Raw genomic sequence first — 11690 nt, forward strand, 5'->3', positions numbered from 1 at the left:
AGCCGGCGCGCCACCCACGACGAATCGGGCAGCGGGCCGAAACGGATCGCCAGGTCGATGCGCGCCTGGATCAGGTCGATCGGCGCGTCGTCCACCAGCAGGTGCAGCCGCAGCGCCGGGTGCTGCGCCAGCAGCGGCCCGAGTGCGGGGGCGATGTGGCGCGCAAACCCGACCGGCGCCGACAGGCGCAGCAGGCCGACCGGGGCTTCCCGCGTGTGCTGGAGTTCGGCGCGCGCCTGGGCGGCCGCGCGCAGCAGCGCCGCGCAGTGTTCGTGAAAACGCTCACCGGCCTCGGTCAGCGCCAGTTGCCGGGTGGAGCGGTGCAGCAGCGTGACGCCGCCATCGGTTTCGAGCTGGCGCACCTGCTGGCTCACGGCCGACGGGCTCATGCCCAGCGCGCGCGCCGCGCCGCTCATCGAACCGTGTTGCACCACGGTGGCGAAGATGGCCATGCGCCGGAGATCGTCCATGGGTTGATTGTGAAGTACAGCTTCAAAAAGAAGGCCTGAGATGCCCTCTACCGGGGATATTTTGCGGCCCATAGCATAGAGCCCATCGATCAACCTGTTTTGGAGATTCCCATGAAAGTCACCCTCATCGGCACCGGTTTTGTCGGTTCGGCCGTGCTCGACGAACTGCTGCAACGCGGCCACCAGGTCACGGTGCTGGCCCGCCATCCGGAGAAACTGGCGGCCCGCCCGGGGCTGACGGTGCGCGCCGGTTCGGCGCAGAACCCCGAGGACGTGCAGGCCGCTGCGGCGGGCCAGGACGCCGTCATCAGCGCCTACAACCCGGGCTGGACGGTGCCGGACATCCACGACCAGTTTCTGGCCGGCACGCGCGCCATCTTCGCGGGCGTCAAGGCCGCGGGCACCAAGCGCCTGCTGGTGGTCGGCGGTGCGGGCAGCCTGTACGTGGCGCCCGGTGTGCAACTGGTGGACACGCCCGAATTCCCGGCCGACTGGAAACAGGGCGCGCTGGCGGCGCGCGAGGCGCTGAACCTGATCCGCCTGGAAACCGGTCTCGAATGGACCTTCCTCTCGCCCGCGATCCTGCTGGAGCCCGGGGTGCGCACCGGCCAGTACCGCGTGGGCCAGGACGCGCTGCTGATGAACAGCGACGGGCCCGGCCGCATCTCGGTGCAGGACATGGCCGTGGCCATCGTCGACGAGATCGAACAGCCCCAGCACATCCGCCAGCGCTTCACGGTGGCGAACTGATCCGGCATGCCCCAGCCGGGGCACGCCAGGGCCGCTGCTCAGCGCCCCCGGACCATCGGCTCGTGTGCCGGGACCGGCGGCGGTGTTCGGGCCGGGTCTGCTGCGGGGGTGACGGCCTGCGCGGGCGCCGGCTCGGTCAGCAACTGGCCAAGCGGCATTTCCTGCAGCAGGCCCGAGCGGTGCAGCACCCCGATCCGGGTCTGGTCCGCACTGAGCAGGAACTGCGGCGGGGCATTCGCCGGGCTGTAGCCGGCCGAGCGGCACACGCAGCCGGCCGCGATGCGCTCGCAGGCCTGCCGGTCATGGCCCAGCGCCTGCAGGCGCGGCCCCACCTCGCGCTGGAACCGCTCCAGCCAGGCCTCGTGCGCCGGTGGCACCTGAGGTGCCACCCCGATGCGCCCCTGGGCGGGGTCGTCGTGGCGCCATTGCGCCTGGCGGCGCCCGTGCTTGTCTTCCAGCACGTCGCCGTTGCGGGCGGTCTGCCAGACCTCGGTGTACAGCCGCTGTGGCGCCTGCGGGTCATGGCGGCGCTCGGGCGGCACATCGGCGATGCCCACGCCCCGGTGCTGGAAATACGCCGTCATGCCTTCGAGCACATGGGCTGCCGTGCCCTGGGCGTCGTAGCCGCCACCGACGCCGACATGGTTGCCCGGGTGGCGCACCTGCGTCACGCGCGGATCGTTGACGGGGTACAGCGGGCGGAAGTCGCTGCGGTGCTCGTGCTCGGCGATCACCGACAGCACCTGGCCCTGCACGTTGGGCGGGATGTGCATCGGTGCGGTCACGAAACGCGCCACGGGATCGATCAGCGCCATCGCGGTGACGGGGATGCTGCCCGGAGGGGCCAGCACCTGGCCATCGGGCGCCACCAGACCGCGTTCGTGGAGCAACTGGGCGAAGCGGATGGCGGAGGCTGCGCCGCGGCTGAAGCCGGCAACGGCCACGCCCAGGTCGCTCACCTGGGCGCCGGGGGTGGTCTTGAGGTAGTCGATGGCGACATCGCTGAAGTCGCGGTAGGCCTTTTCGGCGGCGGCCTGGATCGCGTCGGTGGGGAAGAAGGCGGCTTGCAGCGGACCGCCCTGGTCGCCGCCGGTGCCGACACCGGGGTAGTAGCGAGCCCTTATGCCTGCATTGCTTTCTGCGGCCTCTCTGGCCTGCATACCCAATTGACTGATGTTGGTCGGATACGGATCGCCGGAAAGCTTGAGGTTGGCCTCATCGTTGTGGGTGCCATCAAAGGCGGCGAAGAACGTGAAGCGGGTGGCGCAGCCCTGCATTCCTGCGGTTTCCATGGCTTGCCGCGCGGCCGGCAGGCGGGCCAGCTCTTGCGGCGTCAGTTCCCGGACAAAGGACGTTCCCATAGGGCACCTCAGCGGGACGGCGCGTTCGGGAAGATCTCGTAGGCCTGGGCAAACTTGGAGCGCCAGGTCCTGAGAACCGGGGGCGCACCGTAGGCCGGCTTGCGTTCGGGGGTGACCACGTAGACATACAGCTGCGGGCCGTCGATGACGAAGGTCAGCTCGTGGTCGGTCATGTCGCGGGGCAGGCGTTGGCGCAGGTCCACGCGCTGCTCGAAGACTTCACCGGTGGCTTTGAGCCGCCACTTCACGAACAGGAATTCCCCCACAGGCATGGGGCCGTTGACGCCCCATGAATTGCCTATGCCTTTGTCATCCCGGGAGTTGGCCCGCGTTGGTGCGTATTGGTCGCCGTAGCTGAACGCCAGCAGTTCGGCTTGTTGGGCCCAGCCGTCGTTCCAGCCTTCATAGCTGAAGGCGTGCGAGACCAGCTTCGGTCCGGTGGCGCAGGCGGCCAGCGCCCAGAGCAGGCCGAGCGTGGCCAGTCCGCGGGCAAAGACGTGCTGGATCGACATCTGTTTTTCTCCTCCCTGTCATACCCCTCAGTCCGGGGTGACGGGAAGCATAAACGAACGCGGTGCCCGACCGGCGCCGCTGCTCAGCCCGCCTGCCCGACGCGCGCGGCCAGGTGGGCCAGTGCCTCGTCCACCTGGTCGACCAGCACCAGGCACAGGTCGCCGGGCTGCAGGCGTTCCAGGGCGGTGTCGATGGCGACGAACTCGCCCCGGATTTCATCCACCCGCGTGGTCCGGGGCGCGTCGGCCAGGCCTTCGCGCAGCAGCGCGATCACTTCGCCGTCTTCGCGCCCGCGCTGGCAGGCGTCCTGGTAGAGGATGACGTCGTCGAAGGCGCGGCCCAGGATCTGGGTCTGCTCGCGAATGTCTTCGTCGCGCCGGTCGCCGGCGCCGCTGATCACCACCGAGCGGCGCTGCGCCGGCATCGCCTCCACCGCCGCCACCAGCGCGCGCATCGCGTCGGGGTTGTGGCCGTAGTCGGCGATCAGGGTGGCGCCTTTGTAGGCCATCACGTTGAAGCGGCCGGGGGCGTTGTCGCTGTCGTTGACGAAGCTGGCCAGCCCGGCGCGGATCGCCTCCCACGACAGGTCCACGCCCCAGGCCGCGGCGATGGCGGCCATGGCGTTGTCCACCTGGAAGCCGATGCTGCCCTCGCGCGTCAGCGGGATGTCGCGCAGCGACACGCTTTCGCGCCAGTTGCCTTCGGTCGCGATGATGTGGCCGCCATCGACGAAGACGCAGCGGCGGCCCTGCGCGCGGTGGGTGGCCAGCACCGGGTGGTGGCGGTCGGCCGCGAAGTAGATGACGCCGCCCGTGCACACGCCGGCCATGGCGACCACGTGCGGGTCGGTGGCGTTGAGCACGGCGAAACCGTCGCTGGCGACGTTCTGCACGATCACCCGCTTGAGCACCGCCAGGTCTTCCACCGTGGTGATGAAGTTCAGGCCCAGGTGGTCGCCGGCGCCGATGTTGGTGACCACCGCCACCTGGCAGCGGTCGAAGCCCAGGCCTTCGCGCAGCACGCCGCCGCGCGCGGTCTCGAACACCGCCGCGTCCACATCGGGGTGCATCAGCACGTTGCGCGCGCTCTTGGGGCCGGAGCAGTCGCCGGAATCGGTCTGGCGGCCGTCGACGTACACGCCGTCGGTGTTGGTCATGCCCACGCGCAGGCCGCTGGCCGCCAGCAGGTGCGCGATCAGGCGCGTGGTGGTGGTCTTGCCGTTGGTGCCGGTGACGGCCACCACCGGCACCCGCCCGTCGTCGTCGGGCGCGTACAGGCGCGAGACGATGGCCTCGCCCACCGGCCGGGGTTTGCCGTAGGAGGGCGACAGGTGCATGCGCAGGCCGGGCGCGGCGTTCACTTCCACGATGCCGCCGGACTGTTCCTCCAGCGGCCGGCCCACGGTTTCGCAGACCACGTCCACGCCGCAGATTTCCAGGCCGATCATGCGCGCGGCGGTCACGGCGCGCGCGGCCACTTCGGGGTGCACGTCGTCGGTCACGTCGGTGGCCGATCCGCCGGTGGACAGGTTGGCGTTGTTGCGCAGCACCACGCGGTGGCCGGCTTCGGGCACGTCGTCGGGCGACAGGCCCTGGATCTGCAGGCGCGACAGCGCGATGTCGTCGATGCGGATCTTGGTCAGCGAGGTGGCGTGGCCGTCGCCCCGGCGCGGGTCGGTGTTGACCTGGTCGACCAGCTCGCGCACCGTGTGCTCGCCGTCGCCGATCACGTGCGGCGGATCGCGGCGCGCCGCCGCGACCAGCTTGTCGCCCACAACCAGCAGCCGGAAGTCGCTGCCGGGCAGGAACTTCTCCACCATCACCTGGCCGATTTCGGCCGCCACGCGGTAGGCGGCTTCGAGGTGGTCGCGGCTGACGATGTTGACGGTGACGCCCTTGCCCTGGTTGCCGTCCTGCGGCTTGAGCACCACGGGCAGGCCGATCTCCTGCGCGACCTCCCAGGCCTCGTCGACGCTGTCCACCGGCCGGCCCAGGGGCACCGGCACGCCGGCCGCGCGCAGCAGGGTCTTGGTCAGGTCCTTGTCCTGGGCGATGGATTCGGAGACGGCGCTGGTGGAGTCGACCTCGGCGGCCCAGATGCGGCGCTGGCGCGAGCCCCAGCCGAACTGCACCAGGCTGCCGCTGGTCAGGCGCCGGTAGGGAATGCCGCGCGCCACGGCGGCCTGCACGATGCAGCCGGTGGACGGGCCCAGGCGCACGTCTTCGTCCAGCTCGCGCAGCGCGGCCAGCGTCTGCGCCACATCGAAAGGCTGGTCGGCCAGGGCGGCCTGAATCAGGGCTTCGGCCGCGGCCAGGGCCTGGCGACCCACGGCCTCTTCGGTGTATTCGACCACCACCTGGAAGGTGCCGCGCTCCACGGTTTCGGTGGTGCGGCTGAAGCTGACCACACAGCCCGCCTGCGCCTGCAGGGCCAGCGCCACCGCTTCCAGCACGTGGGCCAGCGAGGCTTCGTCGGGCTGGCGCCGCAGGTTGCCCAGGCCGGGAAACAGGGTGCGCAGCCGCAGCTCGAAACCGGGCAGTGTGGTCAGGGCGCGTTCGTGTTCGTCGCAGGCCACGATGGCTTCGATGGCGGTCTGGCGGCTCCACAGGTTGGGACCGCGCAGCGCACGGATGCGGGAGATGTCCATGGAAGGCGTGTAGGTTTTTTGGGGGGTGAGCGGCAGGCGGCTGCGGCGTCGGGGCTGGGCGGGGAAGCGGTCAGCGGGGCAGGTGGAGCACGAAGGTTTCCAGGCCGGCGGCGACGAGTTCCGGCGCGATGCCGAAGCCCCAGGCGGCGGCAATCGCCACCAGCAGGGCATCGGCCAGCGCGGGCTCGTCGGCGCGGCCGTGGCGGGCCAGCAGGCCGGCCACGTCGATCGGGGTGATGGGCTCGCTGCCCTGGCTGCCGGCCAGTTGCACCAGGCCCTGCGCATCCATCAGGGCGGCCCGGCCCCCACGTTCGAGGTGGCTGGTGATCACCTTGGCCGGGCCTTGCGCGCCGGTGCGGCCGTAGAACAGGACTTCGCCGTCGCACAGCTCGGCCAGGTCGGCAACCCACTCGTCGTCACCGTTGAGTACGCCCACCCCTTCGGGCAGCACCACGTCGATCTGGGTGCGCATGACCTTGCGCATGGCGCCGATGCCGCTCACGTCGTGGCGGGCCAGGTCGGGCCAGCCGTCGAAGTCGGTGACCACGCCGATCAGGCAGCGGTCGTAGGGCAGGCCGTCGTCGAGGATCAGGCCCGGGCCGTTTTCAAACACCGCCGCGCGCAGGTTGCGGTTCATCAGCAGCCGGTGGCTGGCGCTCCAGTAGTCGCGCGCCAGCGCCGGCCCGGGGGCTTCGATGCGGCGCTGGCCGAGAAAAATGCCGTCGGCACAGGCCAGCCCCGTGGACAGGCCGGACAGGCGTGTGAGCCAGGCGATGGCGCGCGCGACCAGCGGCGTGGCGCGGGTGCCGGCCACGCCGACCACCGGGATGCGGCCCGGGTTCGGGTCGTTGTCGTCATCGTCCTCGCTGGTGGGGAACAGGTGTTCGACGATGGCCTGCCCCACCGGCCGGGGCTGGCCGATGGCGGGCTTGAGGTGCATCAGCAGGCCGGGCCCGGCGTTGACTTCAACCACGGCGCCGCCCTGTTCGTGCAGCGGCCGGCCGATGTCCTCGGCCACCAGGTCGATGCCCGCGATGTCCAGCCCGACGGTGCGCGCCGCGAGCCCGGCCAGGTAGGCCACTTCGGGGTGCACGTCGTCGGTGCAGTCGATGGCGACGTTGCCATTGCGCTGGATCAGGATGCGCCGGCCCGCGGCGGGCACGGTCTCGGGGCTGAGGCCCTGGCGCTGCAGGTCGAGCCGGATCACACCGTCTTCGGCGATGTCCAGCCGGTTGAGCGGGTGGTCTTCGGTGGTGCCGCGGCGCGGGTCGGTGTTGATCTGCAGGTCGAGCAGCTCGGCCACGGTGTGGCGCCCGTCGCCCGTGATCCAGGCCGATTCGCCGCGCGCGGCCGCCACCATTTCACCCCCGACCACCAGCAGCCGGTGCTCGTTGCCAGGGATGCAGCGTTCGACCAGCACCTCGCTGCCGTGCCGGTCGGCCAGCGCGAACGCGGCCTCGACGTCGGCCTGCTCGCGCAGGTCCAGCGTCACGCCGCGGCCGTGGTTGCCGTCGCTGGGCTTGACCGCGACCGGCAGCCCGATGTCGCAGGCGGCCTCCCAGGCGGCGGCGGCGCTGGTCACGGCCTGACCCTCGGGCACCGGCACGCCCACCGCCTGCAACAGGGTCTTGGTCAGGTCCTTGTCGCCGGCCACGCCCTCGGCGATGGCGCCGGTGCGGTCGGTCTCGGCGGTCCAGATGCGGCGCTGGCGTGCGCCGTAGCCCAACTGCACGAGGTTGCCGTCGTTGAGGCGGATGTGGGGAATCTGGCGGTCGGTGGCGGCGGCCACGATGCAGGCCGTGGACGGCCCGAGGTAGCTGTCGTCGATGGCGTCGCGCACGGCGCGCACCGCGGCCGCCACGTCGAAGGCCTGGTCGCGGATCGCGGCCGTCAGCAGGGCATGGGCCTGGGCCAGCGCCACGCGGGCCACCTGTTCGTCGCGTGCCCGGAACACCATGCGGTAGACGCCGTGCCGGGTGGTGCTGCGCGTCTGGCCGAAACCGGTGGGCATGCCCGCCAGGTTCAGCAGCTCGATCACGCAGTGCTCCAGGATGTGGCCGGCCCAGGTGCCTTCGTGCAGACGCTGCAGAAAGCCGCCCCGTTCGCCCACCCCGCAGTGGTGTTCCACCAGCGCCGGCAGCAGCGCCACCAGGCGGTCCGAGAGACCGGGAATCCGGTTCGAGGGGTAGTCTTCGAGGGGCCCCAGGTCCAGCCAGACCTCCAGGACCGGACGGAATGTCCAGATGTTCGGGCCGCGCAGATAGGTGACGCGCAGGAGTTGGATCTCGGTCGTGGCGAGGGGCATGATGGCGTGGTGGACAGGGGCGAGGCCACGGTGTCTCCGGCCAGCGGCTGCTCGCTCAATCCCATATTGTGAACCGTCCGCCCGTGTCCGGTGCTTTCAGATCATGGAAAATTCGCGTCCAGTGGTTTTCACGACACCGTTTTCATGACCCCCATTCGATCCACCACCCCGGCACTGGCGCCCGCGCCATCCGGCGCCGAGGCGCTTTGGCCCGGCGAAACCGAACAGGCCCGGCTGGCGATCGATCTGGACGACGCGCTGCGCTTCGTGCCGGGGTTGCTGGTGCTGACCGAACAACGCCTGCTGGCCCGCGACGGCGAAGGCCGCTGGCAGGCCTTTGCGCTGGCCGATGGCCTGGTGCTGCGCCACACCGACCACGCGGGCGTGGGCACGCTGGAGCTGCAGGCCGGCGGGGCGCTGCGGGCGCGCTGGCGCTTCACCCTGGGCGCCAACGTGCAGGCCCTGCGCCTGGCCAAGCGCTTCGAGCAGCTGCAGGAGGCCCGCGCGCACGGGGCACCCGTGACGGGCGACGACCCGGGCCACTGCCCCTCGTGCCACCACCCGCTGCCCGAAGACTCCGACGAATGCCCGGTCTGCACGCGCGAGCTCAACACCCCGCCCAGCACCTGGGTGCTGCTGCGGCTGTGGCGCTTCGCGCGCCCGTACCAGGGCCAACTGCTCAGCGGCTTCCTGCTGACGCTGGCCGCCACCGCCGCCACCCTGGTGCCGCCGTACCTGACGATTCCGCTCATGGACGAGGTGCTGATCCCGTTCCAGAACGGCCAGCGCATCGATCCGGTCTATGTGCTGTGGCTGCTGTCCGGTCTGCTGGGCTCGGCGCTGCTGGCCTGGGGCCTGGGCTGGGCGCGCACCTGGGTGCTGGCGCTGGTGTCCGAACGCATCGCGGCCGATTTGCGCACCCACGCCTTTGAACACCTGCTGGGCCTGTCGCTGGACTACTTCGGTGCCAAGCGCACGGGCGACCTGATGGCGCGCATCGGCTCCGAGACCGACCGCATCTCGGTGTTTCTCTCGCTGCACGCGCTGGACTTCGCCACCGACGTGCTGATGCTGGCCATGACCAGCGCCATCCTGTTTTCCATCAACCCCTGGCTGGCGCTGGTCACGCTGCTGCCGCTGCCCTTCATCGCCTGGATGATCCACGTGGTGCGCGACCGGCTGCGCACCGGCTTCGAGAAGATCGACCGCGCCTGGGGCGACGTGACCAACGTGCTGGCCGACACCATTCCCGGCATCCGCGTGGTCAAGGCCTTCGCCGCCGAACGGCGCGAAGCGCGGCGCTTCCGCGACGCCAACCAGGCCAACCTGGCGGTCAACGACCGGCTCAACAAGGTCTGGAGCCTGTTCTCGCCCACGGTGGCGCTGCTCACCGACATCGGCCTGCTGGTGGTCTGGGGCTTCGGCATCTGGCAGGTCAGCCGCGGCGAGATCACCGTGGGCGTGCTCTCGGCCTTCCTGGCCTACATCGGGCGCTTCTACGGCCGGCTCGATTCGATGAGCCGCATCGTCAGCGTGACGCAGAAGGCCGCGGCCGGTGCCAAGCGCATCTTCGACATCCTCGACCACGTCTCCAGCGTGCCCGAGCCGGCCGAGCCGGTGACGCTGCCGCCAGCCGGCCTGAGTGGCGGCGTGACGCTGGAGGATGTGGCTTTCCGCTACGGCAACCGCTCTGTTATCCGGCGCCTGAGCCTGGACATCCGCCCCGGCGAGATGATCGGCCTGGTGGGCCACAGCGGCTCGGGCAAGAGCACCCTGGTCAACCTGTTGTGCCGCTTCTACGACGTCAGCGGCGGCTCGATCAAGGTCGACGGCATCGACCTGCGCCGCATCGCCGTGGCCGATTACCGCCGCCACATCGGCCTGGTGCTGCAGGAACCCTTCCTGTTCTTCGGCACCATCGCCGAAAACATCGCCTACGGCCGGCCCGACGCCACGCGCGAACAGATCGTGGCCGCCGCGCGCGCCGCGCACGCGCACGACTTCATCCTGCGCCTGCCGCAGGGCTACGACTCGCTGGTCGGCGAACGCGGCCAGGGCCTGTCGGGCGGCGAGCGCCAGCGCATCAGCATCGCGCGGGCGCTGCTGATCGACCCGAAGTTCCTGATCCTCGACGAGGCCACCTCGGCGGTCGACACCGAGACCGAAAAGGAAATCCAGAAGGCGCTGGACAACCTGGTGCAGGGCCGCACCACCATCGCCATCGCGCACCGCCTGTCCACGCTGCGCAAGGCCGACCGGCTGGTGGTGATGGACCGTGGCGAGATCGTCGAAGTGGGGCCGCACGAAACGCTTATGGCGCGCCAGGGCGCGTACTGGCGCCTGTACGAAGCCCAGGCACGCAAGGCCGAGGCGGAGGACGACGGCGACTCCGAGCACGACGCCGTGCTGCTGGCGCGCCAGCCTGTGCCCCCGTCCCGCCCCACCGCCTGACCCACCGCCGAAAGCCGAGCATGAGCGCTTCTCCCCTGCCCTTTTTCACCCTGGCGCGCGATCCGCTGGGCCGGCTGGTGTGCACCGACGCGGCCGGCGTTGCGCACGTGGGCGCGCTGCCGGTGCGCGCCTTTCCGCTCACGGCGCCCGATGAAGGCCTGTCGCTGGTCAGCGCCGAAGGCCGCGAGCTGGTGTGGATCGACCGCCTGGCCGACCTGCCCGCCGAGACGCGCGCGCTGATCGAGGCCGAGCTGGCGGTGCGCGAATTCGTGCCCGAGATCCAGCGCATCGTCAGCGTCTCGACCTTCGCCACGCCCAGCCTCTGGGAGGTTGAGACCGACCGCGGTCCGACCACGCTGGCGCTCAAGGCGGAAGAAGACATCCGGCGCCTGCCCGGCGCGCGCGGCAGCCTGCTCATCACCAGCGGGCACGGCACCGTGTTCCGGGTGCGCGACCTGTTCGCGCTGGACCGCCATTCCCGGCGGCTGATCGAGCGCTTTCTCTGAGCGGCCGCCTTCAGGCGGGCGCCACGGCCGGCCGCTGCGGCTCCACCACCACCAGCAGGTCGGCGTCGCTCTCGTCGAGCACGCGCCGGGTCACGCTGCCCAGCAGCAGCTCCTCGGTCACGTGCGTGCCGTGTTTGCCCATGGCGATCAGGTCGCAGCCCAGGCGTTCCTGCTGCGCGGTGATCAGGCCGACCGCCTCGCCATGACCGACCCAGCTCGTGTAGTCGCCTTCGCGCAAGCCCTCGGCCGCAGCCAGGGCCCGCAACTGCTGCAGCGCCCGCTCGCGCGCCTCGGCGCGGTACTGCGCCACGATGTCGGCGGAGACGCTGGCGTAGCGCAGCAGGCCTTCGAAGGGCGCTTCAAAGCCGTGCAGCAGCACCAGGCCGGCCTGCGGCGCCAGCGTCCGCACCAGCCGGATCTGCAGCGCCGACGCGGGCGAAAAGTCGATCGGCAGCAGCACGCGCCGGTAGGGGGCCGCATCGGGCTGGCGCGCCAGCAGCACCGGACAGGGGCTGTGGCGCAGCACGCGCGTGGCGGTGGAGCCGAGCACCATGTGCCGCAGCGGGTTGTCGCCGCGCGCGCCCAGCACCATCAGGTCGGCGCCAGTGGTGGCGGCCAGCGCCGGCAGCGCGCTGCCGGCCGCGCCGTTTTCCAGGCGGATGTCGACCGCCACACCGTGCGGCCGGG

The 11690-nt window shown here is 71.0% G+C and carries 9 protein-coding genes; 3 read left to right on the forward strand and 6 right to left on the reverse strand.

Going from position 1 to position 11690, the window contains the following annotated elements:
* Positions 1 to 470 (reverse strand): LysR family transcriptional regulator (locus tag QQK43_RS21580; protein WP_284309419.1); only part of this gene is annotated, 470 nt, incomplete at its 3' end.
* 111 nt (positions 471 to 581) lie between these two features.
* On the opposite strand from QQK43_RS21580, the gene QQK43_RS21585 reads away from it, so the two are divergent.
* Entirely contained in the window at positions 582 to 1220 is a 639-nt protein-coding gene (locus tag QQK43_RS21585; RefSeq protein ID WP_284309420.1) for an NAD(P)-dependent oxidoreductase, read from the forward strand.
* A 38-nt stretch (positions 1221 to 1258) separates the two neighbouring features.
* On the opposite strand, the gene QQK43_RS21590 is transcribed toward QQK43_RS21585, so the two are convergent.
* From QQK43_RS21590 to QQK43_RS21605, 4 genes are all read right to left on the reverse strand, one after another.
* Positions 1259 to 2581, reverse strand: a complete 1323-nt coding sequence (locus tag QQK43_RS21590) for a T6SS phospholipase effector Tle1-like catalytic domain-containing protein (protein ID WP_284309421.1) — start codon at positions 2579 to 2581, stop codon at positions 1259 to 1261.
* Positions 2582 to 2589: 8 nt separating this feature from the next.
* Positions 2590 to 3093: a hypothetical protein gene (locus QQK43_RS21595; protein WP_284309422.1), complete on the reverse strand. Its 504-nt coding sequence runs from the start codon at positions 3091 to 3093 to the stop codon at positions 2590 to 2592.
* Between the two features lie 83 nt (positions 3094 to 3176).
* Positions 3177 to 5741, reverse strand: a complete 2565-nt coding sequence (gene cphA, locus QQK43_RS21600) for a cyanophycin synthetase (protein ID WP_284309423.1) — start codon at positions 5739 to 5741, stop codon at positions 3177 to 3179.
* Between the two features lie 70 nt (positions 5742 to 5811).
* Positions 5812 to 8046, reverse strand: coding sequence for a cyanophycin synthetase (locus QQK43_RS21605; RefSeq protein ID WP_284309424.1), 2235 nt, complete (start codon positions 8044 to 8046; stop codon positions 5812 to 5814).
* A gap of 144 nt (positions 8047 to 8190) precedes the next feature.
* Here QQK43_RS21605 and QQK43_RS21610 point away from each other — a divergent pair, with 144 nt between their 5' ends.
* Both QQK43_RS21610 and QQK43_RS21615 read left to right on the forward strand, forming a co-directional pair.
* Positions 8191 to 10497 carry a cyanophycin metabolism-associated ABC transporter gene (locus QQK43_RS21610; RefSeq protein ID WP_234266290.1) on the forward strand — a complete coding sequence of 769 codons (2307 nt, stop codon included), beginning with the start codon at positions 8191 to 8193 and terminating at the stop codon, positions 10495 to 10497.
* A 20-nt stretch (positions 10498 to 10517) separates the two neighbouring features.
* Positions 10518 to 11003: a cyanophycin metabolism-associated DUF1854 family protein gene (locus QQK43_RS21615; protein WP_284309425.1), complete on the forward strand. Its 486-nt coding sequence runs from the start codon at positions 10518 to 10520 to the stop codon at positions 11001 to 11003.
* 10 nt (positions 11004 to 11013) lie between these two features.
* On the opposite strand, the gene QQK43_RS21620 is transcribed toward QQK43_RS21615, so the two are convergent.
* The coding region (locus QQK43_RS21620) for a universal stress protein (RefSeq protein ID WP_284309426.1) at positions 11014 to 11690 on the reverse strand (677 nt) is incomplete at its 5' end.

This window comes from Hydrogenophaga electricum (assembly GCF_030160815.1).
In the GTDB taxonomy this organism is placed as follows: domain Bacteria; phylum Pseudomonadota; class Gammaproteobacteria; order Burkholderiales; family Burkholderiaceae_C; genus Hydrogenophaga; species Hydrogenophaga electricum.

Coding starts and splice junctions, on each gene's coding strand:
- QQK43_RS21585 (WP_284309420.1), top strand. CDS start 582: ATGAAAGTCACCCTCATCGGCACCGGTTTTGTCGGTTCGGCCGTGCTC.
- QQK43_RS21590 (WP_284309421.1), bottom strand. CDS start 2,581: ATGGGAACGTCCTTTGTCCGGGAACTGACGCCGCAAGAGCTGGCCCGC.
- QQK43_RS21595 (WP_284309422.1), bottom strand. CDS start 3,093: ATGTCGATCCAGCACGTCTTTGCCCGCGGACTGGCCACGCTCGGCCTG.
- cphA (WP_284309423.1), bottom strand. CDS start 5,741: ATGGACATCTCCCGCATCCGTGCGCTGCGCGGTCCCAACCTGTGGAGC.
- QQK43_RS21605 (WP_284309424.1), bottom strand. CDS start 8,046: ATGCCCCTCGCCACGACCGAGATCCAACTCCTGCGCGTCACCTATCTG.
- QQK43_RS21610 (WP_234266290.1), top strand. CDS start 8,191: ATGACCCCCATTCGATCCACCACCCCGGCACTGGCGCCCGCGCCATCC.
- QQK43_RS21615 (WP_284309425.1), top strand. CDS start 10,518: ATGAGCGCTTCTCCCCTGCCCTTTTTCACCCTGGCGCGCGATCCGCTG.